This window comes from Paenibacillus sp. FSL M8-0142 (genome assembly GCF_038597315.1).
GTDB classification, from domain to species: Bacteria; Bacillota; Bacilli; order Paenibacillales; family Paenibacillaceae; genus Paenibacillus_AQ; species Paenibacillus_AQ lactis.
In genome coordinates this window covers 5,172,941-5,198,782 of sequence record NZ_CP152008.1, presented here as the reverse complement: position 1 = coordinate 5,198,782, position 25,842 = coordinate 5,172,941, and the positions used below count along the sequence as shown (strand labels likewise).

The following is a 25,842-nucleotide window of genomic DNA, read 5'->3' as shown; positions in this document are numbered from 1 at the left end:
TATAAAATCTATTGTATTTTGAAATTATATTTCAATATGATTAGAGAAGGAGGATTCCGCTAGCTTGGCGCAAACGCCTCTTTCAAGTTTTTAAGAGAGTTAACTTCGGATTTACAGAGAAAGGAGGTGGGCTTAACAAGTCGCCGTTATACTTCCGTATGCAAGCCCGTTATTTCGGGCGGCCTTCAAGCATGAGGAAGCACCCCCACAAGAACGAAGGAGGAATTGATGATATGTTTCGAAGCAAGAAAAGAATATCTTCACTGCTGAGCGGTGTGATGTTCCTTTCCCTGCTGTTTCCCGCCGGTGCGCTTCAAGCGGCGGACCCGGCGGCAGCTGCTGCCCCATCCGGTCTTATTGATATGCGGCAAATGGAGATTGGACCGGGCGCTACATATACTTGGATGAACATGCATAAGGGGAGCGGGGAACAGAAGGTTCACATGGTGGAATTCGATCCGGCGCAAGGACAGCTTGAGCTCCAGCCCGGACTGACCGACGGCAAGGTATACGGCATGCAGGGCGTGAGCAAAATGGCAGCCGATGCCGACAAGGAAGGCAATCGGGTGATTGTCGCTGTGAACGGTGATTTCTATGATATGTCGACGGGCATCCCGCTGGGGCTGTTCATGGGAGACGGAGAGCTTTTGACCGACCCGCCGAACGGCAGGAATGCTTTCGGCATCCGGCAGGACGGGACAACCTTGTACGGAAGTCCAAAATTAACGAAGACGGTCCGGATTGACGGGGCTGATGCGGGCTTAACGTCTATCAACCGTCTGAGAGGGACGGACGCACTTGTGCTGTATACCGAAAAATTCAACAAGACGACGATGACGAACAGCCTGGGCGATGAGGTCGTTCTGGATATCGTCAGCGGACGCGCTGCAAGCGGTGAAACCCTGGTCATGAAGGTCGCTTCCGTTCATAAGGACCGGGGGAATTCGCCAATCGGCCCGAATCAGGCCGTTCTGTCGGCTTCGGGCCAGCAGCGGGCCAAACTCGCGAATCTTCAACCCGGCGATGAAGTGACCGCCCGGTTCGAGCTGGAGGACGCCTGGAAGGACGTGACGATGGCCATCGGCGGCACGGTGATGCTGGTCAAGGATGGCATCGTGCAGCAGCATGCGGATCCGGCCATTCACCCGAGAACGGTGGTTGGCACGAAGGCGGACGGCTCTGTCGTTCTGTTCGAGGTGGACGGCCGCCAGCCGGGCTTCAGCGAAGGCGTCAATTACATCCAGCTCGGCGAGATGCTGCAGGAACTTGGCGTTGTTAACGCGCTCAATCTGGATGGCGGCGGCTCGGCAACCTTCGTCGCCCGCCTGCCGGGAGAGACCGAACGCAAGGTGCTGAACTCCCCTTCGGACGGCGGAGAACGCAAAACCGCGAACGGCATTCTGCTCGTGAACAAGGCGCCGGAAGGACAAGCGGAGAAGCTTGTCGTATCGCCGAACCTTGCGCGGGTGCTGACGGGATCGTCCGCGGTATTTACGGCAGCGGCTGTTGACGCGAACCTTCATCCCGCGGCGATACCAGGCACGCCAGTATGGCAGGCCGATTCTGCATTCGGGAGTTTCGACGCCAATGGCAGATTCACAGCGGGCAGCCAGCCGGGAGAGACGGAAATAGCCGTTCAATCGGGATCGCTGAGGGGCAGTGCGAAGCTGGAAGTCGTTGATCAAATAACGGAGCTATCCTTCCGGGATGAGGTGATGACCTTCCCGTCCGGCTCCACGAATACATTAACCGTCACGGCCCTCCGTAACGGTCAGGTCATTCAGGCCGACAACAGCCGCTTTGAGTGGCGCGTCGAAGGCGATATCGGAACCATTGACGGCACCGGCACGTTTACGGCTGCCGATAAACAGAATGTGAGCGGCAAGATCTATGTTAAATACGGCAGCGTGGAGACCTCCATCGATGTGAACGTCGGGCTCCCGCCGGTTATGCTGGAGGATTTCGAGAATGGCCTTGGCCGGTATAAGGAAAGCGCGGGCGCGCAGTTTAAGTCGACCCGGGTATCGGTCGAGACGGACGATACCTATGTCCGATCCGGCAGCGGCGCGTTGAAGCTGGAGTATGATTTTACCGGCATGACGGGGACTTCCGGTGCATATCTGCAGACGAACAGCGCGGCAGACAATATCGAAATTCCGGGCTATCCCGAGAAGATCAGCATGTGGGTGTACGGCGACGGCAAGGGGCATTGGCTCCGGGCTCAGCTTCGGGACGCTAAGGGAAATATCCCGTTGAATTTTACCGATGAGAGCGACGGCGTGAATTTTGTTGGCTGGAAGTACCTTGAGGCTGACGTGCCGAAGGGAAGAACGCTTCCGCTCGTCATGGACATGCCTGTCCGTTATATGGAGACCAAGGCGGACAAGAAGGATGCCGGAGCGATCTACGTGGACGAAATCCGGGCATTGTACGGCCCGGCTAACGACGATATTGAACCGCCGGTTCTCAAGGGCTTCTCGCCTGCCGCCGGCGAAGAGATCACGAAGAATACGCCAACGATCACGGTATATGCGGAGGATGCGGGCTATGATCCTTCGAAGCATCCGGGAACGACGCTAATCGATCCGGACCGGATTCGCTTCTATGTAGACGGCGTGCTTGTGCAGCATACGCTGTATCCGCCGGAAGGAAGAATCCACTATACGCCAAGCGTTCCGCTTGCCGACGGCATCCATCAAGCGAAGGTGACCGTCCGCGACCTCTCCGGGAATCAGACGACCAAGGAGTGGCATTTCACGATCAATACAGGCGCAGACGCAGCAAAGATCGTGTATGATACGCCGGACATCGTATACTTGGGGAACAGCTATACGCTGGATATCGGCGGCGTCAACACGTCCCGGATCCGCAGCGGACATATCGAGTTCCAGTTTGATCCGATGAAGCTGGAGAATGTGCGGCTCATTCGGGGCGACAAACTGGATTCGTCCCAGGTATGGGCGGATATCGATCAAGCGAAAGGAACGGTTAAGGTGACCTGGAAGGACATCCATACCGCATCCTTAAGCGATGATGATGTGATCGGACGGATTGGGTATGACGTGAAGAAGGATGCGGAAGGTAGTAGCGTGATCTCGCTGAAATCCGGCGCGCTAACCTTGACAGATACGGGGGATACGGAGTTTACGTTCTTCGGCCTCCCGATCACTTCCAAGATTGCTGCACATTTGGCGCTGAACTGGAATGAAGAGGGAGCCGTCGAAGGCTATGAGACGGTATTCCACGTAACCGACGCCCAAGGTGCCGCTGTTCAAGACGTGCAGATTACGGCGGACGGCGCGCTGATCGGCACGACGGACACGGCCGGCGAGCTGAGGACAAACGCGTTAACATCGCAGATCAAGACCTATACGGTTCAAGCGGTGAAGGACAATCAGTACAGCCCGGCTGTGGCGTTTAAAGTCTCTCCGCTGTCCGGAACCGAGACGCCGACGAACATCAGCGTTGGCATGGGGGCGGATCCGGCATCCTCGCGGATGTTCAACTGGCATACGCACCCGGCGATTGAGCATACGGTGGTCGAGCTAGTGAAGCAATCCGAATTTACCGGGTTTGATGCGCCGAACGTACAGACAGTCAGCGGGACAAACGAACTGTACCATACGCTCGATCTGGGGACGGTTCGTGTCCATAAGGCCGAAGCCGGCGGCCTGGAGCCCGGAACGGCATACGTATATCGCGTTGGGGACGGCCAGGGCCATTACAGTGAACAAGGCTCGTTTGAAACAGCGTCCTTGACGGAAGAATCGACCAAATTCTTGTACTTTGCGGATTCTCAGGCATCCACCGCGAAGGAATTCGAGCTCTGGGGCCAGACGATTGACAAGGCTGCAGGCGAGCATCCCGATGCGGAATTTATGGTGCATGCCGGGGATATGGTCGATAAAGGCTTTTTGGAAGCGCAGTGGAATGACTGGTTTCGGGAGGCGCAGCCGCATTTCCTGAATACGACGCTTGTATCGGCGATCGGGAACCATGAAGTGATGGGATCGAAGGAGAACGGCGATTTTCTGGCCCATTTCAACCAGCCGGGCAATGGCTTGGACAGTCTGAAGGGCACGAATTTCTCGTTCGATTACAAAAACATTCATTTCATCATGCTGAATAGTGAATATGAGCTGGAAGAGCAGAAGAAGTGGCTTGAGCAGGATCTTGCGGCCAACAACAAGGAGTGGACGATCGCGATCTTCCACCGCGGCCCTTACGGAAGCATTTATGATTCCGCCGAGGTACGCAATCAATGGGCGCCGGTTCTGGAGAAGTATGAAGTGGATCTTGTATTGAATGGGCATGACCATATCTATGTCCGCTCCTATCCGATGAAGAATCTTGCCATTGCACCGGACGGCAGCGGCACGACATACGTGGTGGCCGGCTCGACCGGGCCGAAGTTTTATGCCCATACCGAACGGGGCTGGCACCAGGTTGTGGATGAAGAGAAAACCCAGATGTACGCCTCCGTGGAAGTGAAGGGAGATGAATTGCGGTTCGTTACGAAAACGCTCGGCGGCCGCCTCGTCGATGAATTTACGCTCACCAAATCCGGAACGCCGAAGCCGAAGCCGGAAAGCATCGTCGTATCGCCGAAGCAGCTCAAGCTTGCCGTTGGCGACAGCCGTCAGCTGGCAGCGGAAGTGAAGCCGGACGGCGCAGAAGCTTCGGTTACGTGGTCAGTGTACAGCGCCGAGCCGCAGCAAGCCGTCAGCGTATCGGCGGACGGAACCGTGACCGCCATCGAGCTTGGCGAGGCCATCGTTCGGGCGACAAGCACCGTATCGCCGGAAGTCTTCGCGGATGTGCGGATTATGGTCGGTAAGGAAACGGATGTCTCCCTCGAATCCATCCGTTTCAAAGGCAAGCCGGTGCTGAGGGTTGGCGACACCGACCAGACCGTGACGGAGGCCGTATATTCGGACGGCAGCCGGATCCCTGTCATCGAGGGCGTGACGTATGAGAGCAGCAAGCCGGAAGTAGCCTCCATTGATGAACGCGGGACCGTCCGGGCGCTGGCTGAAGGAAGCACGGTGATTTCGGCAACCTACGGAGGCTTCAAGTCGGAGTACGGCTTGAAGGTCATCCGAACCGGCGGAAATCCGAATCCGAATCCCGATCCTTCGCCGCCGGTGGACCCTCCGGGCAAGCCTCCAGTGTTCCCACCGGTAAAGCCGCCGGTGATACCGCCAAAACCGCCGGTTACCCCGCCTCCGGGCAGGATTACTGTAACGGCTGAGGAATTGGCCGACAAGCTGGTAAATGGTCAGGCTGTGTTGACGGTGAACGGCGAATTCGAGGAGCTGATCCTGCCGGGCAACGCGGCTGAGCTGGTTAAGGAAGGTTCGATCCGGGTTGTGGCTAATCATATGACAATCACGATCCCGGGCGAAGTTCTTGCTCAGCTGCGCAGACTTGAGCAAGGGAATGAACCGGACAAGGGCTCCATCAAGCTGAGCAGCGAGAAGCTGAAGGAGTCCGCAGCCAATCAGCGGATTGCAGATGCTGCCCGAAGAGAAGGGGCACAGCTGAGACAGATTGGAGCTTTGTACGAGCTCGGGTTGGAATGGGTGTCCGCGAACGGTACGGCCGACAGCTTGAAGGAATTCGACAAGGCAATCATTTTAGAACTACCGCTGCCACCTGGTACCGGTGGAAGCAGAGTCTCCATCTACTATGTTTCCGACTCTGGAGCACTGGAGTATATTCCGGGGATCTTGAAGGACGGCCGCATGTCGGCACCGATCAAGCACTTCAGCGCATATGGCCTCCTGCAGTACGAGAAGATGTTTGCCGATGTGCCGTCAACGTTCTGGGCCGAGGAAGCGATTGGAGACTTGGCTGCAAAACAGCTGATCAAAGGCGTTTCCGCGGAACGCTTCGCCCCGGCCCAGAAGGTAACCCGGGCTGAATTCGCGGCGATGCTGGTCCGGCTCCTGGGCATCCAGGCTGAGGGGCCGGTGCCGTATAGCGATGTCACCCCCGGCAAGTGGTATGCGGACGCAGTTGCTGCTGCAGCCGATGCAGGCATTGTCTATGGAACGAGCGGCGACCGCTTTGCTCCCGAAGCGCCGATCAAGCGGCAGGAAATGGCGGCCATGCTCGTTCGTGCCTACGCTTATGCGGTGAAGCAGCCGAATGCAGCGGACGTGACCCGCAGCGGTTTTGCGGATATCGCCGGATCTCCGGACTGGGTACAGGAGGCCGTTAATACGGCATATGCCCTCGGCTTCATCAAGGGACATACGCCAAGCCGCTTCGCACCGGAAGGACTCGCGACACGTGCGGAAAGCGCGCAGGTCATGTTCAATCTGTTGAATAAGCTGCAGTAATCACGGATGAACCGCCCTCCCATCTCCTTGCAGGACTGCAGGAGTGGGAGGGCGGTTCTTTCGTATGTATGTCCCGGACCTCCTATAAGTGCCGGAGATGCGATCCCGGCCTGGGCAGCGGAGGACAAAGCACAGGCAGCAGTGAAATGAATCGTACCCGGGAAAATCGCTCCCGCAAACAAGGCCTGCTGCGGCCGCCCGGACGTTCGGAATCGAGGCGGCGGAAAATTTTAGATATTTTCATGCGGCAAACTCCCTTATAATGAAAATCAAAGGCCAAGAGAGGCGCCTTCAAAGATACTTTACTTAAAGAAGGCCCTTGATGGCCCGATGAAAGGAGCTTGAGGACCATGCCGTACGCCAAAACGCCGAGCCCGCCTTATTATGCGTGCATCTTCGTATCGGAGCGTACCGAGGGGGACAACGGTTATGGAGCGATGGCCGACAAAATGGTGGAGCTGGCCTCCCGGCAGCCGGGCTATTTAGGCATCGAATCGGCGCGGGATACGTCTTTGGGCATCACGGTCTCCTACTGGGAGTCGCCGGAAGCCATCGCCGCCTGGAAGGCAAATGCCGCTCACCAGGTTGCCCAGAAGCGGGGAAAGCAGGAGTGGTATCAGAGCTTTGCACTAAGAGTATGCAAGGTGGAAAGGGATCATTTTTTTGACCACAGCACACACGAGGAGGAGTTATGATGCAGCAATCGAAAATCAAATGGGGGATCATGGGGACCGGCTGGATCGCCCAGCAATTTGCCTCCGATCTGGCGCTTGTCAGCAACGGCGAGGCGCTGGCGGTCGGGTCGCGTACGGCGGGAAGCGCCGCTGAGTTTGCTTCCAAATATGACATTCCGCGGTCATACGGAAGCTATGAGGAGCTGGTTCGGGACCCTGACATCGATGTCGTCTACATAGCCACCCCGCATCCGCTTCATCACGAGAACGTCCGTTTATGTCTTGATACGGGCAAAGCCGTATTATGCGAAAAGCCGTTCACCATCAACAGCCGCGAGCTGGAGGATCTGGTCGCCGCGGCCCGCGAACGCAAGCTGTTCCTGATGGAAGCGATGTGGACGCGGTTCCTGCCGCCGATCGTGAAGGTGCGCGAGTGGCTGAAGGAAGGACGGATCGGCGAAGTCCGCCTGTTGAAAGCAGATTTTGGATTCCGGAGCGGCTGGAACCCCGAAGGGCGACTCCTTAATCTTCAGCTTGGCGGGGGCGCGCTCCTGGACGCAGGCATTTATCCGGTATCCTTCGCATCGATGATTTTCGGGGCCGAGCCCGATCAAATATGGAGCACGGCACATATCGGGGAGACGGGCGTAGACGAGCAGTTCTCGGTGATCTTATCCTATGATTCCGGCAAAACCGCTTCGTTAAACGGGGCGATCCGCCTCGGCATGACCAATGAAGCCCACATTTTCGGAACGAACGGACATATTCATATTCCCTCCTTCTTGAACGCCAAATCGGCAACGCTTCACGTCGACGGCGAGGACACCGTGCATTTTAACGATGACCGCAAGGAGATCGGATATGCTTTCGAGGCTTATGAAGTGGGCCGTTGCCTGGCCGAAGGGCAGCTTGAGAGCGATGTCATCCCCCTGAATGAATCTGTCGCGATTATGAAGCTGCTGGATCAAATCCGGGGCCAATGGGGCTTGAAGTATCCTTCGGAAGGTTGAGCCAGGTCAGCTTATAGATAGAGCTAAAGGGAAAGGGCATCAAATTGGCCGACGGATAGCAATGAACAAGCAGTGCGGAGCAGCCCGCGCTGCTTTTTTGCCATTGAGACCCTCAGTGGATAGATTGATACTGCGGCATCGACTATTGCCTTCCCTTATATTTCCCAATATTCTTGTGTGATGCTGTATAGATTATGATGCTCCCAAACGCCATTTATTTTAAGATAGTATTCCGAAAAACCGTCATATCGAAATCCTGCTTTCTCTAAAACACGAATAGAGGCCTTGTTTCGAGGCATAACCCCGGCTTGTACCCTATGTAACCCTCCAGGTCCAAAAGCGAATTTTAATGCTAAGCGAACAGCTTCCGTGGTGTATCCTTGTCCGTTATATTGCTCATCCAAGAAATAGCCCAGTGTGCAGCTTTCCCACGCTCCACGGACTACATTGCTTAAATTGACCCGTCCAATGAGATTATTATTGTTTTTCAGGAAAATCCCAAACCCGTATCGGGAACCATTACTCCAATCGTGTTGCACTTTCTCCAAAATGCTTCGCTGCCCCTCTACCGTGTAGTGAGAAGCGGGAGCGGATGGTTCAAATGGTTTAAAGAATTCCCTATTTCGAATTCGTAAATCGAGTAACGAATTAAGGTCATTCAATTCCAATCGACGAATATAAATGCGGTCAGTATCCAATCTCATTCTCTCACCTCAACATAAATCACTTCTTAGTTAATCTGCCAAATGGCGTATACCATGCCTTAACATAGCCTTATTTTAAGAGCGCTACACATGATTTACAACGTTCCCTGCGAGCGACTACGACGTCTACGCCATCACTCTTCCAAATTCCTGCCGAATCTCTAAAATTTTATTTTATAAAAACTATTGAAATTTGAAACAAAATTTCAATATGATAGAGGCAGGATGATCGTTGGTTTTATTTCCCTTCGGTTTTCCATATCACGCGTAGGAGGTGGGCGGCAGCTCTCGATGAAATCGGATGGTTGTCATTACCAATATTCCACGATGTTTAGTGGCAAGGAGTGAATTAGTGAATATGAACACCTCAAGGAGCGTTCAACGAAGCAAATCCTTTTTGTCTTTGGCTTTGGCACTGGCTGTCATGATCAGTTCGGTATCCGTGTGGGGCAGTCCTGGAGCCGCTTACGCAGACGATGTTCCGAAATCGCTTGTTATCGAGGAGTTTGAAACCCCCGGGAATTTATCTGCCTCCGCCGTCAGGGGGAAAGCCCAGCTGGGGATGATCAGCCATCCCGATCCGGTACATTACGGGTATCATGCTGCGAGTTTAACCTATGATTTTGTCGGCAGCGAGTCGGGCACGTCGGCAGCGTATCTTAATTTTAAAGACCTCGACGGCTCGGCCGGCAGAAGCGTTCCGGGCACTCCGAAAGCGCTCGGCTTATGGGTATACGGGGACGGCGGGAATCACTGGCTTCGGGCGCAGCTTCAGGATGCGGCAGGCGGCAAGCACGCCGTTGACTTAACCGCTACCTCGGGATTCAGCTGGAAAGGCTGGAAATACGTCAAGTTTTCCGTTCCATCCACCATCAAGGCTCCTCTCAAAATCAATCAAATTTATATCACCGAGTTAAAAGATACAAATAAAAACAGCGGCACGGTGTACTTCGATCGATTGACCGCATTCTACACCGATTCCCAGATCTACGGGCTCGATATCGGCGGTTTGACGCCGATGGGCGTCGGGGAAGCCATCAAGCCACAGATCTATGCGACGTATGCCGGCGAGTCCGAACCGGTGCGACTAACCTCAGGCGTGAAGCTGACGAGCAGCGACGAGACGATCGCTACGGTTATGGGAGCTACATACGACACGATTGAAGCGCTTTCACCGGGCACGGTTACAATTACGGCAGAGTACGCCGACGCGCCGAAGGCTCAGCTGGAGCTGCATGTAATGGCAGATGCTCCTTCCCCTGACCATTTGCTTGTATCCGGTCCGGTTCATCTGGAAACCTCGGTTACCGGCGCCTTGAGAACAAGCGTGGTTTATTCCGTTTACGGTACGGCGATGGAGCCGGTTCTGCTGGCGGAGGGGGTTGCTTATGCCAGTGACCGTCCGGACGTAGTTACCGTGGATAGCAGCGGAGGCCTGCAGGCCGTCGGGAAAGGCACTGCGGTGATTACCGTTTCTTATAAAGGAGCAGCCGCGCAGCACGCGATTACGGTCACCGATCCGGTGCCTGTTCTGCAGAGCATTGCACTGCAAGGATTAACCTCGGTGACGGTTGGGGATTCGTTCGAAACGTCCGTCTCGGCGACCTATTCGTGGATGGACGAGCCGATAACGATTACGGAAGGCGTTGCATTTACTAGCAGCAATCCGGCAGTGGCATCCGTCGATGAGAAGGGGGTTGTAAAGGGCTTGAGCATCGGTTCATCACGCATCACGGCGACTTATGAGGGGAAGACCAGCTCGCTCTATATCATCGTGAACAAGCAGGCTGAGCATCCGAAAGCCGAGATGAGAGCCGCCTGGATTGCCACCGTTGACAATATCGATTGGCCGGCCAAAGGGGTTACCGATCCCGAGCAGCAGAAGCAGCAGTTCATCCAGCTCCTTGACGAACTGGAAGCCGCCGGGATGAATGCGGTCATCATGCAGATCAAGCCAACGGCGGATGCGTTCTACCCGTCCGAGTACGGTCCATGGTCCGAGTGGCTGACCGGCGTCCAAGGCAAGGACCCGGGCTACGATCCGCTCGCTTTCCTGCTGGAGGAAGTGCATAAGCGCAATATGGAGTTTCATGCCTGGTTTAACCCGTACCGGATCAGCCTTCAAGGAGATATCAACAAGCTTGTAGCCGATCATCCGGCAAGGCAGCATCCGGAGTGGGTGGAAGCTTACGGTGGCAAGCTGTATTTCAATCCGGGCATACCGGAGGCGCAGCAGTTTATCCTGGACGGCATTATGGAGGTTGTGAAAAACTACGATATCGATGCGGTGCATTTTGACGACTATTTCTATCCGTATCCCGTAACGGGCGTTGATTTCCCGGACGAGGATACGTATGCCCAGTATAAAGGGGCCTTCACGAACAAGGCGGACTGGAGAAGAAACAATGTGAACCAGTTCATTCAGAAGGTCAGCCATGCGATTAAGCAGGAGAAGAGTTATGTGAAGTTCGGCATCAGTCCGTTCGGCATTTGGAAGAACAAGTCCAGTGATCCAAGCGGGTCGGAAACGAATGGACTGGAAAGCTACAATGCCATTTACGCCGATTCGAAAAAATGGGTTGAAGAGGAATGGATCGACTATATCACGCCGCAAATCTACTGGAATATCGGCTACTCGGCTGCCGCCTACGACAAGCTGATCGAATGGTGGAGCGATGTGGTCGCCGGTCATAACGTGCATCTGTATAGCGGGCAAGCCGTATATAAAATCGGGACAACGGCCGAGTGGTCCAATCCGGAGGAAATGCCGAATCAGGTGAAGTATAACCGCAGCTTCGAGGAAGTCCGCGGCAGCATGTACTTCAGCTCGAAGTGGTTCGCCGAGAATGCGCTTGGCTTTACGGACCGGTTGAAGACAGATCTGTACCGGTATCCGGCACTGGTGCCGGCCATGCCGTGGCTCGATACGGAGGCTCCGTCCGCGCCGCGGAAGCTTAAGGCCAATAAGGCTCATGGCGTAAACCTGAGCTGGGAGCCAGCCGGGGACGAGACCTACTATGCGATCTACCGGTTCGACGGGGGGAATGCCGGCAGCATAGACGATCCGGCAAACCTGCTGGGCACGTTCAGAAGAACCGGTAACGGGACGCAGCATTTCTCGGACGACACGGTGATCAAGCATCAGACCTATACGTATGTGGTGACTGCCATTGACCGTCTTCATAACGAAAGCGCGGCGACCGCCGCCCTAACGGTGAAAGCCGGGGGAACCGGCAAGCCGCCCGGAAAATCGAAGTAACCGGAAACACGGTACCTAAAAGCATGGAGCGACCTGAGTAACTGAGAAAGAAGTGCCTGAATGAAAAGAGAGAGATCAGCTTTGTCACGAAGCTGATCTCTCTCCTTTTTTGTTTTGGAACCAAGCCCAGACGGCCATGATCTCCCGTTCGTCCATCCCGACGAGGCTCTCGTTAATGTCGCTTAATATCATCTTCACTTGAAGGGACAGCAACCCCCGTCTTCGCTGTCTTCGTGTGCCGGTAACCTCGATCGCGATGATCTGCGGCCGCCGGATATATTTCGTGGAAAGGGCCAGGAACCTGCTGCGAATCGTAAGCTGCTTGCCGGTAATGTTCAGGCCGGAATCGCGGTGGGCCGCCAATCCCCACCCTATGGCAAACGGGAACAGGAGCAACGAGAGCATGCCGAGCCAGCCGAAGTACCAGATGCATCCGATGCTGACCGCAGCGGCAAAGGCCAGCTTCCACCGAAGATACATCCATTTCGCATGGGGCGGCGGCGAAGCCGTAATGGCCTGAACGCCCAGCTGGGGCGTGACCCGCGCGAGCAGCTCCGGAATGTCCGCGGTTTTTATCAGCGGGTGAAGCATGAAATGCTTCTCCGATTCGGACGTAAGCACGTGCACCTTCACTTCGGCATAGCCGAACCAGCGGCGGAAGATGCCTTCTTTTACCGTGGCAGCCAGCACCCGTTCGGGGGAAAACAGCAGCCTCTTTTTCTCGAGCAGACCGTAGCTTACGGAGATTTGCTTGCCGATCCGTTCTACGGTAAACCCGGCGTATTTAATCATATACAGAATGACGGACAGCAGCCAGGCCAGCACGACGGCAAGTATGGCAATGCCTGCCCAGTGTCCCGGGAGAATCCGCCCTGCCGATTGAAACAGGCTTTGGTATATTTGATCCGGAAGCAGGTCATCCGCAAACGATATGATACCGCCGACGAAGGCCAAAGCCAGGGACAAATTCGGGGAAGACAGGGCAGCGGTAAGCAGACGGCGAGACGGCAGCTGAAGCAAAATGCTCCGTTCTTCCGGAGAGACCGATGCAGGCGGAATAACGTTACCGCGGTCGTTAGGGTAGCCGCCGTCGCTGCCTGCTCCCGGCGTATTTCCGGATGCTTCAGCCTCATCCCGTTCCCATGACGCCATGCGTTCTTGTGGGGAAGTGCCTTCGATCATCTGCTCCGTACCATCCGCATTGACGATGTCGCCGTCAGCAAGTGCTGCCACATCGTGCGTTTGCGCTGCAGGCCGATCCGGCTGCAAGGCCCGTGTCCGGTCCCGGAGCCAAAGCTGAAGCCGTTCCGCTTCGTGGTCCGTTACGGCTGGAAGCACACCGCCATCCTCTGATTTGCCCGGCGTCTCGATGCGGATCTGCGTCAGCCCGAGCAGGCGCTGCAGCAGCGGCTGCTCGGTATTCATCGTATGAATTCGTCCGGCATATATGGACAGCTCCTCCCGGAATAACACGCCGCGCCGTATCAGGATTTTGTCCTCTTCCAGCGTATAGGCAAACCGTTTCCAGCGTAAGTATCCGTACAGAAGCAGAAGGGCTGCAAGGGCGACAATGCCGGCGGATAACCAGTACCATGGGACATCGTCCAGGGATTTTCCGTTAAAGAACTTGATCGATACAAAAGCAGCGAGCGGTACGAGCGATTTGACGCTGTTCACGAGCGGAAACAGAATGTAAAGACGGTGGAGCCTGCTTGCTTCATTCATCATGATCCACCACTTTGGCCAGCTCGCCGATCTGCTTCTTCAAAGTCTCCGCCTCTTCCAGCTTGAGCGCCTGGATGACGTGCGTGGTTGCGGCGGTAACTACCTTGACTTTGGCAAGTCCGTATTTGCGGAGCAGGGGTCCCCGTTCCAATTCAACGTGCTGCACGCGGGTCATCGGAACGAGCGTATCGCTCAGCCAAATCCAGCCGGATCTAAGCTCCAGCTCCTCTTCGCTGACCCGGAAGCCAAACTGCTTATAGGTGAAGGCCGGCACCGACCAGGTAAACCAGGCTCCTGCCAGCAACAACCCGATAGCGATCCACCCCGGCAGCAGGGTCCAGCCGAAGATGCCCGCAACGACGAGATAAGCGATAGACGCTAACAAAATGACCCCGTCGGTAATAAAGCCTGTCAGGCGTGAAATGGTAACAGAGTCGGGGTGACACCGGCGCATGGCGTCCATTCGATGATCCATTGTTGGTTCCTCCTCGATGTTTTGAGAATCAGGCAGTTCTGATGACATATGAACTTCTATGTAATTGTTTACGCTTGTGGGAAGCCGTCCGTTTCATCCTGCCGACCGAATACTGTAATGTCGCGTCCGTCTTATAATGGTTCATGTCTGTCATTATAGCATCCCGACTTGAATGGCTTGTGAACCTGACTTAACGATTGCATTAACAGGCAGCGGTTCCGTTAAGCTCGAATTAAGATTAGACAGCGGCCGGGAGCGGCTTTTTTGTATAATGGAAGGAATCGGACAGGAAAGGACATGAATGATGAAAATCGATCGTTTATTAACGATAACCGTACTGCTCTTGAACCGGGGAAGATGGAGCGCCAGCGAGCTGGCCGAACGCTTTGAAGTCTCCGCGAAAACGATCTACCGCGATATGGATGCACTTTGCCGGGCAGGGCTGCCGATCGTTGCCCATCAGGGCACATCCGGCGGATTTGAGATGATGGAGCAATATACAATTGACCGGTATTGGTTGACGGCAGAGGAGATGGGTTCGCTAGTGACCGCTGTCAAAGGAATGAGCCGTGCGCTGGATGACCGCGAGCTGGATATGCTGCTTGAGAAAGTGAAGGCGCTGCTTTACAAGGTAGAGCAGGGCTGCGGGAAAGGGGATGCATATGAACATGGCGACGTAAAAAACGGACCGGGAAGTGATCGGAGCAGGCCCTCTGTCGTTATGGATTTTCAGCCTTGGGGACAGCGGGAAGGTTTGAAAGCAACCGTCAGCCTTCTGAAGAAGGCGATCCAGGAAAAGCGGACCGTATCGATGCGTTACATCGATTCATCCGGCACGGCCGAGTGCCGAACGATGGAGCCGGTGTCCCTCATTTTGAAGGGAAATGTGTGGTATGTGCAAGCCTACTGCCTGGAGCGTGAGGATGCCCGGGTGTTCCGGGTGTCGCGAATGCAGGATGTAAAGCTAACGAACCATCATTTCGAGCCGAGGCCGATGCCCTTGATGGAACGGATGGACTGGGAGGATGCCTGGTCGGAGGTGCCGGAGCAGGAGGTTGTATTATGGTTTGGGCCGAAGGCTCGCCGGCGGGCAGCGGACGTGTTCCCGGCAGAGCAAATGGAGCTCTTGGAAGACGGCTCCTTCCGCGTGCGGGTCATTCATAAGGTGGACGAATGGTTTTACGGCATGGTTCTCAGCTTTGGCGACCAGGTTATAATCGAGCATCCCGAGGAAGCCGCACAGGAGGTCAGGAGAAGGGCGGAAAATTTGTTGAACCGCTACGGCAACCCGGACAGGCAGCTGTCCACGTTCCCCCTTTAGAATAGATCATAGATTCAATTCTTAAAGGAGGGCGTCATCATGAATACAAACATCGGCAGCCAGAAGAAGCGCCGGATCGAATCCAGACCGGCTATGTCCGTATGGGGAGCGGGTGCAAGGACGACAAACGAAGCGGAGGCGGGGGCAAACGGCGTGATTCCCCGGTTATGGGAGCATTATTTCCGGAGCGGGATCAAGGAGGTTGCCGGCAGTGATCAAGCTGTCTATGCGGTATATACGGATTACGAAAGCGACGCTTCAGGTGCGTATACACTCGTCATTGGCCATGAAACGGAAGGAATCTTCGGAGATGGGCAGGGCAGCGAAGAGGTTGAGCACGTTAGGCGTGCGGAAGGCCAGAGCATAGAGAGCATAGAGAACGTAGAGCGCGTAAAGGACGTAGAGAGTGTAGGGCGTATGAATCGTGCAGGGAGCGCAGACGTCGCTAAGCGCGAAGAAGATGGAGCTATTGTAGAGCGCAGCGTCTTTATACCGGAATCCAGATATTTGGTATTCCCGGCGAAGCCGGGTCTGTTCCAGGAAACGGTGCCGCAGGCCTGGCAGGAAATCTGGAGTTATTTCCAGAATGCCGAGGAAGTACGAGCCTATTCGGGAGACTTTGAATGTTATCGTTTCCAGGCGGCTGATCCTGCCCATCCCGTCGTCGAGATCTATATTGCGATTAAATAGCCGAAGAATGTGAAATCCCAAGCCGTCCTCGTGTTAGAGGGCGGTCTATTGATGATAGAAACGATAGAAATGAGAGGATTCGATCATTTTGTAATAATCATTATATTTTACATAAAATGTTTAATCGACGACCTAATATGATGATTATACCTGTTATGGAATAAATTTGATATCTTTGGCTTGCGGGTATCAGCCCGAGGTGCACATCGGTACTAGTACGATATCCGACTTCGGAACGGAAGGGGGCGGTATTTTTCAGGCAGATGCATGGCAAAAGGATGAATTTGTTGAAAAATGAAGCGAAAGGATGAGGATGATGAAAAAATTTCTAAGCATGATGTTATGCGCAGGCTTGGCGATATCGTTGTATGGCGTCCAGCCATCAACGGCTGAGGCTGCCACGGTAGTGAATGAGACGATCCGCGTGGAGGCCGGTCAGACCTTCGACGGCAAAGGCCAGACCTACGTGGCGAATCCGGACACGCTTGGTGACGGCAGCCAGGCCGAGAACCAGAAGCCAATCTTCCGGCTGGAAGCGGGCGCGACACTGAAAAACGTCGTGATCGGCGCGCCTGCGGCAGACGGCGTCCACTGCTACGGAAATTGCACAATCACAAATGTCACTTGGCAGGATGTCGGCGAGGATGCGCTGACTCTGAAATCGTCCGGTACGGTCAACATTTCGGGGGGAGCGGCGTATAAAGCGTACGATAAGGTGTTCCAAATGAACGCGGCCGGAACGATCAACATTCAAAATTTCAGAGCGGACGACATCGGAAAGCTGGTTCGGCAGAACGGCGGCACGTCGTATAAAGTGGTGATGAACGTGGAGAATTGCGACATTTCGAATGTGAAGGACGCGATCCTGCGAACGGACAGCAGCAGCTCCACCGGGCGAATCGTCAACACGCGCTACTCGAATGTGCCGACGTTGTTTAAAGGCTTTGCTTCCGGGAATACAACCCAATCGGGGAATACGCCGTATTAACCTGATGCTGGACTAGCTATGCAACGGGAAAAGCTCCTAAGCGTCTGCCATGACGCGAAGGAGCTTTTAAGTGCCGAAAACGGCGTTCCCGAAGATTATTTAAACCCTGTTAAGGCGGATCCGGATTTCATGAAGTATTTCTGGCCGAAGAAGTAGATCAGAATCATCGGGACCGCCATGATGGTGGAAGCCGCCATCAGTTTTTCCCACTGGGCCCCGTGATCCTGCTGGAAGCTCTGCAGGCCGACGGTGATCGTCCACTTGGCCGAATCGTTCAGATAGATCAGCGGGCCCATGAAATCGACATAGGACCACACGAAGGAAAACAAAGCGACGGTGGCTAGAGCCGGCTTCAGAATCGGCAGGATAATCCGGGCGTATATCCGCAGCTCCGAGGCGCCGTCGATCTTGGCCGCCTCCGACAGCTCCATCGGCACGCCGAGCAGAAATTGGCGCAGCAGAAAGATGAAGAAGGGAGCTCCGAAGAAAGCGCCGATCGTCAGCGGCACGATAGTATTGACCCAGCCAAGGTTCGTAAAGATGATATACTGCGGGATCATCTGGACCTGAGCCGGCAAAATCATGGTTGCCACCACGATGGTGAATATGACCTTTCTCCCTTTCCACGGGATCCGCGAGATCGAGTAGGCTACGAGCGGTGCGGACAACAGCTGCCCGATAATGTTCAAGATGCAGATCAGGAACGTGTTCATCATATATTTCGTGAAGGGGATCGCCTCGACCGCCGCTTGGTAGTTCGACCATTGGACCTTCTCCGGGAAGATCGTCGGCGGAAACTTCAGAATCTCCTCCGGCGTCTTGAGCGAGGTCATGACAAGCCATAGGAACGGGAACAGGAATACGATTGATAGCAGGATAAGCAAGACGTACGGCAGCACGGCTTTTAATCTGACGGCCACGTTACTCACCTCCATAATAGACCCAACGGCCCGATGTTTTGAGCAGCAGCAGCGTCATCAGCAGCACGATGATAAACAGAATCCAGGCCAGGGCCGACGCGTAGCCCATCTTCAGAAAAACAAAGGCTTCCTGGTACAGATTGACGGCATAGAACAGAAGCGACTGTTCCGGTCCGCCCAAGGAGCCGCCGTCCGCTTTGCCGCCAGCCAGAATATACGATTCGGTAAAGATCTGGAATGCACCGATGAGTCCCATGATGAGCTGGAACAGAATGATTGGCGACAGGGCAGGGAGCGTAATCTTCCAGAAACGATGCCAGGCGCCCGCCCCATCCACCTGCGCCGCTTCATAGTACTGCTTCGGAACGCCCTGCAGGGCGGCCAGGAAGATCAAGGCCCCGGCTCCTGAGCCCCACAGACTCATCAGAATCAGCGAAGGCTTCGTATAGCGCGGATCCAGCAGCCAGGCAGGATCGGGCAGGCCGAAGGCCCGCAGCGCCATATTGACCAAGCCGAAATCGGGGTTAAGCATCCAGGTCCACAGCAAGGCGCTGGCGACGATCGGAATGACGGAGGGAAGGTAGAAGATCGTCCGGTAATAATTGATTCCCCTTGCCTTGAAGTTCAAGACGACGGCGATCAGCAGCGATGCCGCCAGCGTAATCGGCACAGATACGAAAGCCATGAAGAACGTGTTCCCGAGAGAGGTGTAAAAGCGGTCATCCTGCAAGATATTTTCGTAATTTTGCAGTCCCACCCACCTAGGCGTACTGAACAGATCGTATTCCGTCAGGCTCAAATAGAGCGAACCGAAGAACGGATACACAGTAAAAGCCAGAAAGCCGACGATCCAAGGCGAGGCGAATGCCAGGCCGAGCCAAAAGTACCGGCGTTCCTTCCTCGACCAGCGGGCTTTAGGTCTTGGTGAATGTACGGGTGCGGAGGCATTCATCTTCGCGTACTCCTTCCATTTCGAAGATCGTAATCAGTGCATGATGGTTTATTTGACGAGCGGCTGGATTTTTTCCTTCACGTTCGCAAGTCCTTCCTCGATGCTGACCGTGCCGCGGAGAATCGCGTCCACTTGGGCGCTGAATTCCGTCATGTACTCGTTCGTGAAGGAAGTGGCCGGGAAGGACTTCAGATTCTCGCTTGCCGAGTAATCGAGAAATTCCTTGAAGCCGGGCACATTCTCGTAGAGCGGGCTCGCGAATGCCGAGGTCCGGGTCGGCAGGTTGCCGATGGCCGCCGTGAACTCGGCCATTTGCTCCGGCTCCGTCATCCACTTGATGAAGGCCCATGAGGCGTCCGGATGCTTCGCCCCTTTTGGAATGTAGAATACGCTGGTCGTGACATTGCCCGGATTTTTGCGTTCGGGATGATTCTCGTCATATGGAATCGGAGCAATGCCGTAATTCAGATCGGGCGCGAACTGCTTGATGAAGGTCGGCAGCCATTCGCCGTCGACCGTCATGGCGTACTTGCCCGAGAAGAACGGGTTCTGCGCCGACATGTATTGTCCGAGTCCCGATGAGAAACGGTCCAGGTTATCCGAGCCGTATTGGTCCCAGATCTCCTTCGACAGCTTGATGGCCGATTGAATGCCTTCATGGTCAGGCGTCACCTGCTTGGCCGCTTCGTCATAGAACGAGCCGCCGTAGGCATAGGAGAACGTGTAGGCGTCCATTCCCGGCCATAAGCCGAGCCGCGACAGTCGGCCGCCGTCTTCGACGATGCTGAGCGCCTGAATGTATTCCTTCAGCTCGCCAAGCGTTTCCGGAGGGCCGTCATAACCGGCTTCCTTAAGGATATCCTTGTTGTAGAACAGCATGGACACATGCATGGCCGTCGGAATCGCATAGGTGGCGCCTTCATGCTGCGACGTGCTCAGCGCTGCAGGCACGAAGTCGTCTAGATCGACCCCGTCCTTGGCGATATAATCGTCCAGCGGCATCATCGCTCCGCGCAGGCCCCATGGGACGACGTTCTGTCCGAACTGGGAGGCAACATCCGGCGGATTGCCTCCCGTAATGGCGGTCAGCTGCTTCTGGTAGTCGCTCTGCGAAAGGCCCTTGACCTGAATTTCCGGATGGGCCTCGTTCCATTTGGCGATAAGCTTCTCCAGCGCTTCGGCTTCCGGACCGGTCCAGCCGTACCAGAAGCTCAGCTCCACGGCATCCGCGGCAGCGGGCTGGTCCGGTTCTTCGCCGCTTGTCTTGCCGGGCTCTGCGGTGCTCCCGCTTCCTCCCGAGCATCCGGCGACCATGATCGATAACAGCAAACACCATAAACCAAACCATGTTTTCTTCTTCATCCTTCTTCCTCCCCTTTTTCGAAGTCCGATTAAAGATTGTCTGCTTAAAAAATAGATCATTTCCCTCCCAATCCATCAACAAGTCCTGGTGCTCCAATAACCGGCCCTGATCCCGTTATTTGTAGGATATCGTAGCATTTCATTTCGCCATTTCATTTCACTATCGTGCGTAAAAATAGGATTATCGTATGATTTGCCAAGCTACTTGATCGCTTGTTTGCGGAACTCCGTCGGGGAGATGCCGGTGTATTTTTTAAAGATGCGGCAGAAATAGGATAGCTCGTTGAATCCGGTGGAATAGCATACGTCCGTGACGGAGAGCTCGGCCTGCTTGAGCATGACCATAGCCTGAAGAATCCGGAGGTCGGTCAAATAGCGGTTGAAGGTTTTGCCTGTCCAATCCTTGAATACCTGACAGAAGGTGGACCTGGACAGATTCGAGAGATCGCACAGCGCGTGAAGCTTCAAATCCTCCTGGTAGTGGCGGTGAATGTAATCGACCACCTTGGTCATGATCTCCCGGTACTTCTCGGATTTCTCGAATCCTTCCCGGACGAGCTCGCCGTTGACCTGCCGTACCAGAATGGAGAGCAGTACGAGCAGCTGGGCCTTGAGCGTCAGCTGAAAGAAGGGGGCGCGCCGCTCATATTCCATCAGCATCTCCTTCATCACGTTACGCACTGCGGTTTCGGTTCCGCCGTCCAAAGAAATCCGGGCCTGGGCATCCGTATCCTCGCGCAGAAACGATCCCAGAAAGGCCGCATCGAAGAAGACCTCCTCCTCCGGAAGCTCCTCGAACCGCTCATTCACAAACGAAGGCATGAATTCGCAGCCGTAGATTTCATAATCTCCGTCCTTGGGGATCGTGACGCTGTGCAGCGTGAACGGCGGGATGACGAAGATATCGCCTTTGGTCAGCTGATAGGCCCGGTTGTTCACCGTGTGCGACAACGTGCCTTTGGCCACGTACCATATTTGAAAATAGTCGTGGCAGTGCGTCCACAAGCTCTGCTGACGGATCAATCGATACATTTTGCAAGGAAGTCCTTCCAACATCTCCATCTTTGAGTTAAAATAAACGACACCTGATCCCGTTAGCTTCTCAAGATCAACTTGGCTCCAATAAATACGCATTGTTTTTCCCTCCCTGATCGTATCCCTGATTTTTAAGAAAACGCTTTCAAAACATATTTCGTCAAAGCTGTTTCCTTCCCCCCGACGATCTCTAAGAAATTTGCAGCGTCCTTCTTCCTCCCCTTTGGAACCATAAGTCGCCGGTTTCGTGTAAGCCGGGTTTCAAAGGGAGCTAAAGACCATGAAAAAAATCGTGTATTTGGATGGCTTGCGAGGGCTTGCGGCCTTTGTTGTCGTGATCGCCCATTTCGTTCAGGTGTTTATGCCTTCCGTGATTGAAGGGCGGGAGGAGATCCGGCATTTCGCATTCGAGGAGATGCTGGCGGAAACGCCGCTGAACCTGCTGTTTAACGGCAATTTTTCGGTATGCCTGTTCTTTGCGCTGAGCGGCTATGTGCTGAGCTGGCGCTATTTTCGCACCGGGGACCGCACGATTCTGTATTCCGCGGCAATAAGAAGGTATTTTCGGCTGGCGGGACCTGCGTTTGCGTCGGTTGTGATCGCCTATGTCTGCATGATTGCCGGCTGGGGCATGTTCGACGATGTCAGGGGACTGACCGGCTCGTCGATGCCGGATCCGTTTGCGGCGGATGCGAGCCTGCTTACGATGGTGAAGGAGGGGCTGTTTCATACGTTTTTCACCTATGGCGCGCAGTATAATCCGGTGCTGTGGACGATGACGTACGAGCTGTTCGGTTCGCTGTTCATTTTTGCGTTTTTGCTTCTCTGCGGCAGACGCCGTATCCGCTTTGTCCTATACGCCGCCCTTGTCTGCTGGCTGCTCGATTCTTATTACCTTGCGTTTGTGATCGGCGTGCTGCTGAGTGACCTTCAGCACAGCGGGAGGGACCGGCTGGCACGGGTCCGGCGTCCTTGGATCAATGCCGTCCTGCTCGCCGCCGGCCTGTTCTTCGGCTCGTATCCGTACATTCATCCAGCCGGCACCCTTTATGCCGTGCTCTTATGGGAATCAAGCAAGTTTGACTTCTTTGTGTTCTATCACGTGATCGGGGCAGGACTGGTGCTGACGGCTGTGCTGAATTCTAGCCGGCTGCAGGCTCTCCTGGGCAGCAAGTGGTGCGCGTATTTGGGGAAAATCTCGTTCTCGCTCTATCTCGTTCATTTCACGATCCTATGCACTTTCGGCTGCTTCCTGTTCTTACAGCTGAGCGCCGTTCTGCCTTATGGCATCAATCTTCTGATCACGTTCACGGTAACGCTGGCGTTCATCATGGCATTCGCACACGGGTTCTACCGGCTCGTTGACGCCGTGATCCTTGATATGTTGTCCCGGTGGAACAAACGGATGTTCATCGGAGCGAAGCGGGCGGGGAAGAAAGGGGGAACAAAGCCGGTATCAGCCGGCGAACAAGCGATGGATTAACCGCAAAGCCGTCTGGCGAGGCATGGAATCGACGATTACCGCGAGGCACGGAACGTGAGGCCCGGCACCGCGATCACCGTCAGGCGAGGCAAGGCACAGTGATTGCCGTCAGGCGAGGCAAGGCACAGTGATTGCCGTCAGGCGAGGCAAGGCACCGCGATTGCTGTCTGGCGAGGCCCGGCACCGGCGGTAGCCGTCTGGCGAGGCACGGAATCGGCGATTGCCGCCAGGCACATCATCGCCATTGCCGTCTGCAGGAGCCACAGCACGAGGAAGCGCCCGGCCTGATTTCAGCATGCCGGGCGGCGGTGCGCATATAAAAAAACAAACCTTCTCTCGGCGGCGGGGCATTCAGCCCCGCCTTGCACAAGAGAAGGTTTGTTGTGGTTGCATTCCATCGATCCGATCATCCGCTGCTGGCATGGGTCTGCACCACTTGCTGCCTGCGATAGGCACCCGGCGTCATGCCGACCGCTTTTTTGAAGGTCCGGTTGAAGGAGGTGATGTTGAGGTAGCCGACGCGCTGGCTGATTTCATTAACGGTCAGGTCGGTGCAAGTCAGCAGCTCCTTCGCTTTATTTATGCGGATCCCAAGCAGATGATCGCTGAAGTTGAGGCCGGTTTTCTCTTTGATGTACACCGAGAGATAGGCGCTCGACAGGTTCAGCTTGGCGGAGAGATAGTCGAGGGACAGGTCCTCCGCATATTGGTTATGAATGATGCTCAGGAACATGGCGATCAGCGGTTCCTCGCCGCTATCCTTCTTCTTCCGTATCAGGGCGCAGGACGCTTCGATCAGCTGGCGGAAGACGCTTTGGTATTCGCGCAGGCAGTGGCATTCCGCCAGCCGCGAGCCCCACTGCTTCAAGGATTGAAGCTGAGCTTTGTCGACCTGGGCCATTTCCGCATAGCCGATAATTTTGGAGGCGGCGGCATCGGCGAAGAAACGGAACTGGGCAATGCCGGCCTCTTTGCGCTGCAATGCCGCAAGCGCCTGCTCAATGATCTGAAGCGCTCGGCCGTCGCTGCCTTCCTGCAGGGCATCCAGCAATCCCTTCTCCTGGGACGGGCTGAGATGGACCGTCGTCGGAAGCGTCCGCGGCTTCGTCACCAGCTGCGATTCCTCCAGAAGAGGGGCTTGCTCGGTCAGCGCTTTGACCTGACGGTAGGCTTCATTGAAGCCGGAGGAATCGTGGACCTGCGAGCTGACAGCGATGGTAACGAGGAACAGCTCGGTCTCGTTGTTCAGCATATCTTTCATTTCCTCCAGCAGTTTTTCCAGCTGACTGGCTTCTTCGCGCTTGAAGATCGAGATGATCTCGTTCTTCTCGATCTGGAACGTATGCGAATCCGGGTAGCGCTCCGCCGTAAACAGATGGATATGCTCCAGCATATGGCGGACCGCTTGGTCCGTCTGGAGCGGCGGCTCGCCGCTTGGATTCAGGCGGAACCGGATATGATACAGCACGACGATAAAGCTGCCGTCATCCGACAGGAAATCCTCCCATTCGCTAATATCCGTATTGATGCTTTTCAACTGGCTGATATAGGAGTAGCTGGTCAGCACCGATTTTTGCTTGTTCAGGCGGTCCCGGATCTCCTCCTTCTCCCGCAGCAGGTCCTGGATGCGGCTCTTGATGAGATCGTATTCATTGATGCTGCCTTGATACGGCTGCGGCGCGTGAGTCTTGCGATTGAGCACCGTCGTCAATATCTGCTTCACCGGCTTGTGCAATCTGCGGCTGAAGAAATAGGAGGCCGCCAGAGCTACCCCGAGCGATAGCGAGAAGATGAGCAGCAGCGCCCCGGTCAGCCTGCTCAGCTGAGCAGACACATGACTGTATGGGACGGCCGAGATGTAGGTCAATCCGTCGTCTCCGGCTTCCGCAAAATAGTAAGTTCCGTCCTTGAGCACGGCTTGCTGCCCAGAGGCAAACGTCGGCAGCTCATTGGCGCGAAGGTCTCCCCATGTGTACAGCACATCCCCGTCCGCGTTCAAAATCGCAAGCGAGCGGTCGCTCGGCTCCCCGAAGAAGGATTGAGCGGCCTTGTCGATATCGATCAGCGCGATAATCTGGTAACGGCTGTCCAGCTGCTGATAGACGAATGGCATCAGTTTTTTCTCGGACAGATCATTATGGATGCGGTAGACAGCAGCCGGAAGCAGGCTGAAGGATTCCCCGCTGCTCTTGTAGCTGTTCCAGAAGGCGTAGGGGTACTGCTTGCTAGTATAAGACCGGTCGAGCATATAAGGAGCATTCCCGCTTCCGGATTTGCTGAGCACAAAATCATGCTCCTTCAGATAAATCAGCGTATCCTCCAGGAAGAAGAGCGGGTTGTAGATATCGCTCCGCATCTGGAGCATGACATCACGGGCCTTCAAATAATTGACCTCGTTGCCCGTCTGCTGGCGGAGCTGATTATTGAACCCGATTAAATCGGCATGATTATATATGTCAAATAACAGCACCTGCAGCCGGCTGAACTGGTAGGAGAACCGTTCCGCCGTGTCGTGGACCGCCTGCTGGCTCGTATCGATAATTTCTTTTTGAAGGCTGGATTTAAATAGATGGAAGATCACGGCATAGAATAGGCCGAACAAAACGATGATGGCCAAAAAGCTGAGGAAAATTTTGAAGAACAGGCTTCTGCTCTTGCTTTTGATCCAGTTCATAAACGATCCCCCTTTTGTATGTATTCGCGTTTATGGTCCTCCCCACAGTATAAAGGACAAGTATTAAGGATCGTGCTGCGTGGTGTTAACCCACCGTAAAAAAGGAATAGTCATTATTTTAGATTTTAAGCTTTAATTTAGGAAAAACGCCCGGCAGCCCGGCAATCCAATGAAAGGCGAGACATCGAAAAAATGGTCAATACCCATCCTGGCAATCGGTCGTATA

At 54.9% G+C, this 25,842-nt stretch carries 17 protein-coding genes; 8 read left to right on the top strand and 9 right to left on the bottom strand.

Translation table 11 applies throughout. From position 1 onward, the window contains the following. Positions 1-233 precede the first annotated feature (233 nt). From NSQ46_RS23850 to NSQ46_RS23840, 3 genes are all read left to right on the top strand, one after another. Positions 234-6,344 (top strand): phosphodiester glycosidase family protein, encoded by a 6,111-nt coding sequence (locus NSQ46_RS23850; protein ID WP_342574959.1) that lies wholly within the window; start codon positions 234-236, stop codon positions 6,342-6,344. A 350-nt stretch (positions 6,345-6,694) separates the two neighbouring features. Further along, positions 6,695-7,039: an antibiotic biosynthesis monooxygenase gene (locus NSQ46_RS23845; RefSeq protein WP_007131611.1), complete on the top strand. Its 345-nt coding sequence runs from the start codon at positions 6,695-6,697 to the stop codon at positions 7,037-7,039. After that, positions 7,039-8,028 (top strand): Gfo/Idh/MocA family oxidoreductase, encoded by a 990-nt coding sequence (locus tag NSQ46_RS23840; protein ID WP_028404483.1) that lies wholly within the window; start codon positions 7,039-7,041, stop codon positions 8,026-8,028. Before NSQ46_RS23845 ends, NSQ46_RS23840 begins: the two co-directional genes overlap by 1 nt. A 155-nt stretch (positions 8,029-8,183) precedes the next feature. Here NSQ46_RS23840 and NSQ46_RS23835 read toward each other — a convergent pair whose 3' ends face one another. Continuing rightward, positions 8,184-8,732 (bottom strand): GNAT family N-acetyltransferase, encoded by a 549-nt coding sequence (locus NSQ46_RS23835; protein WP_007131613.1) that lies wholly within the window; start codon positions 8,730-8,732, stop codon positions 8,184-8,186. 358 nt (positions 8,733-9,090) lie between these two features. Here NSQ46_RS23835 and NSQ46_RS23830 point away from each other — a divergent pair, with 358 nt between their 5' ends. Then, the gene (locus tag NSQ46_RS23830) at positions 9,091-11,991 is read left to right on the top strand and encodes a family 10 glycosylhydrolase (protein WP_028404484.1); all 2,901 of its coding nucleotides are present in this window, start codon (positions 9,091-9,093) and stop codon (positions 11,989-11,991) included. A gap of 84 nt (positions 11,992-12,075) precedes the next feature. Here NSQ46_RS23830 and NSQ46_RS23825 read toward each other — a convergent pair whose 3' ends face one another. Next, positions 12,076-13,719 carry a PH domain-containing protein gene (locus tag NSQ46_RS23825; RefSeq protein WP_232239265.1) on the bottom strand — a complete coding sequence of 548 codons (1,644 nt, stop codon included), beginning with the start codon at positions 13,717-13,719 and terminating at the stop codon, positions 12,076-12,078. Then, on the bottom strand, positions 13,709-14,191 hold the full coding sequence (locus tag NSQ46_RS23820; protein ID WP_028404485.1) for a PH domain-containing protein: 483 nt from the start codon (positions 14,189-14,191) through the stop codon (positions 13,709-13,711). Before NSQ46_RS23820 ends, NSQ46_RS23825 begins: the two co-directional genes overlap by 11 nt. Before the next feature lie 301 nt (positions 14,192-14,492). Here NSQ46_RS23820 and NSQ46_RS23815 point away from each other — a divergent pair, with 301 nt between their 5' ends. The 3 genes from NSQ46_RS23815 (at position 14,493) to NSQ46_RS23805 (ending at position 17,190) form a co-directional block, all read left to right on the top strand. Next, the gene (locus tag NSQ46_RS23815; RefSeq protein ID WP_312889670.1) at positions 14,493-15,512 is read left to right on the top strand and encodes a YafY family protein; all 1,020 of its coding nucleotides are present in this window, start codon (positions 14,493-14,495) and stop codon (positions 15,510-15,512) included. A gap of 39 nt (positions 15,513-15,551) precedes the next feature. Continuing rightward, the gene (locus NSQ46_RS23810) at positions 15,552-16,202 is read left to right on the top strand and encodes an effector binding domain-containing protein (RefSeq protein ID WP_007131618.1); all 651 of its coding nucleotides are present in this window, start codon (positions 15,552-15,554) and stop codon (positions 16,200-16,202) included. A gap of 316 nt (positions 16,203-16,518) precedes the next feature. Continuing rightward, positions 16,519-17,190 (top strand): pectate lyase, encoded by a 672-nt coding sequence (locus NSQ46_RS23805; protein WP_028404486.1) that lies wholly within the window; start codon positions 16,519-16,521, stop codon positions 17,188-17,190. Between the two features lie 95 nt (positions 17,191-17,285). Here the strand turns inward: NSQ46_RS23805 and NSQ46_RS23800 are convergent, their stop codons facing one another. The 4 genes from NSQ46_RS23800 to NSQ46_RS23785 all read right to left on the bottom strand — a co-directional run bounded on the left by NSQ46_RS23800 (position 17,286) and on the right by NSQ46_RS23785 (position 21,558). Beyond that, positions 17,286-18,110, bottom strand: coding sequence for a carbohydrate ABC transporter permease (locus NSQ46_RS23800; protein ID WP_007131620.1), 825 nt, complete (start codon positions 18,108-18,110; stop codon positions 17,286-17,288). Position 18,111: 1 nt separating this feature from the next. After that, the gene (locus tag NSQ46_RS23795; RefSeq protein WP_007131621.1) at positions 18,112-19,062 is read right to left on the bottom strand and encodes a sugar ABC transporter permease; all 951 of its coding nucleotides are present in this window, start codon (positions 19,060-19,062) and stop codon (positions 18,112-18,114) included. 48 nt (positions 19,063-19,110) lie between these two features. Then, on the bottom strand, positions 19,111-20,424 hold the full coding sequence (locus NSQ46_RS23790) for an ABC transporter substrate-binding protein (RefSeq protein ID WP_007131622.1): 1,314 nt from the start codon (positions 20,422-20,424) through the stop codon (positions 19,111-19,113). A gap of 201 nt (positions 20,425-20,625) precedes the next feature. Continuing rightward, positions 20,626-21,558: an AraC family transcriptional regulator gene (locus tag NSQ46_RS23785; protein ID WP_007131623.1), complete on the bottom strand. Its 933-nt coding sequence runs from the start codon at positions 21,556-21,558 to the stop codon at positions 20,626-20,628. Between the two features lie 181 nt (positions 21,559-21,739). On the opposite strand from NSQ46_RS23785, the gene NSQ46_RS23780 reads away from it, so the two are divergent. Beyond that, positions 21,740-22,942 carry an acyltransferase gene (locus NSQ46_RS23780; protein ID WP_341341616.1) on the top strand — a complete coding sequence of 401 codons (1,203 nt, stop codon included), beginning with the start codon at positions 21,740-21,742 and terminating at the stop codon, positions 22,940-22,942. A gap of 108 nt (positions 22,943-23,050) precedes the next feature. On the opposite strand, the gene NSQ46_RS23775 is transcribed toward NSQ46_RS23780, so the two are convergent. Continuing rightward, positions 23,051-23,293 carry a hypothetical protein gene (locus NSQ46_RS23775; RefSeq protein WP_138919352.1) on the bottom strand — a complete coding sequence of 81 codons (243 nt, stop codon included), beginning with the start codon at positions 23,291-23,293 and terminating at the stop codon, positions 23,051-23,053. Positions 23,294-23,348: 55 nt separating this feature from the next. Beyond that, positions 23,349-25,616, bottom strand: a complete 2,268-nt coding sequence (locus NSQ46_RS23770; protein ID WP_007131625.1) for a helix-turn-helix domain-containing protein — start codon at positions 25,614-25,616, stop codon at positions 23,349-23,351. Between the last annotated feature and the right edge of the window lie 226 nt (positions 25,617-25,842).

Coding starts and splice junctions, on each gene's coding strand:
- NSQ46_RS23850 (WP_342574959.1), top strand. CDS start 234: ATGTTTCGAAGCAAGAAAAGAATATCTTCACTGCTGAGCGGTGTGATG.
- NSQ46_RS23845 (WP_007131611.1), top strand. CDS start 6,695: ATGCCGTACGCCAAAACGCCGAGCCCGCCTTATTATGCGTGCATCTTC.
- NSQ46_RS23840 (WP_028404483.1), top strand. CDS start 7,039: ATGCAGCAATCGAAAATCAAATGGGGGATCATGGGGACCGGCTGGATC.
- NSQ46_RS23835 (WP_007131613.1), bottom strand. CDS start 8,732: ATGAGATTGGATACTGACCGCATTTATATTCGTCGATTGGAATTGAAT.
- NSQ46_RS23830 (WP_028404484.1), top strand. CDS start 9,091: ATGAACACCTCAAGGAGCGTTCAACGAAGCAAATCCTTTTTGTCTTTG.
- NSQ46_RS23825 (WP_232239265.1), bottom strand. CDS start 13,719: ATGATGAATGAAGCAAGCAGGCTCCACCGTCTTTACATTCTGTTTCCG.
- NSQ46_RS23820 (WP_028404485.1), bottom strand. CDS start 14,191: ATGGATCATCGAATGGACGCCATGCGCCGGTGTCACCCCGACTCTGTT.
- NSQ46_RS23815 (WP_312889670.1), top strand. CDS start 14,493: ATGATGAAAATCGATCGTTTATTAACGATAACCGTACTGCTCTTGAAC.
- NSQ46_RS23810 (WP_007131618.1), top strand. CDS start 15,552: ATGAATACAAACATCGGCAGCCAGAAGAAGCGCCGGATCGAATCCAGA.
- NSQ46_RS23805 (WP_028404486.1), top strand. CDS start 16,519: ATGAAAAAATTTCTAAGCATGATGTTATGCGCAGGCTTGGCGATATCG.
- NSQ46_RS23795 (WP_007131621.1), bottom strand. CDS start 19,062: ATGAATGCCTCCGCACCCGTACATTCACCAAGACCTAAAGCCCGCTGG.
- NSQ46_RS23790 (WP_007131622.1), bottom strand. CDS start 20,424: ATGAAGAAGAAAACATGGTTTGGTTTATGGTGTTTGCTGTTATCGATC.
- NSQ46_RS23785 (WP_007131623.1), bottom strand. CDS start 21,558: ATGCGTATTTATTGGAGCCAAGTTGATCTTGAGAAGCTAACGGGATCA.
- NSQ46_RS23780 (WP_341341616.1), top strand. CDS start 21,740: ATGAAAAAAATCGTGTATTTGGATGGCTTGCGAGGGCTTGCGGCCTTT.
- NSQ46_RS23775 (WP_138919352.1), bottom strand. CDS start 23,293: ATGCCCCGCCGCCGAGAGAAGGTTTGTTTTTTTATATGCGCACCGCCG.
- NSQ46_RS23770 (WP_007131625.1), bottom strand. CDS start 25,616: ATGAACTGGATCAAAAGCAAGAGCAGAAGCCTGTTCTTCAAAATTTTC.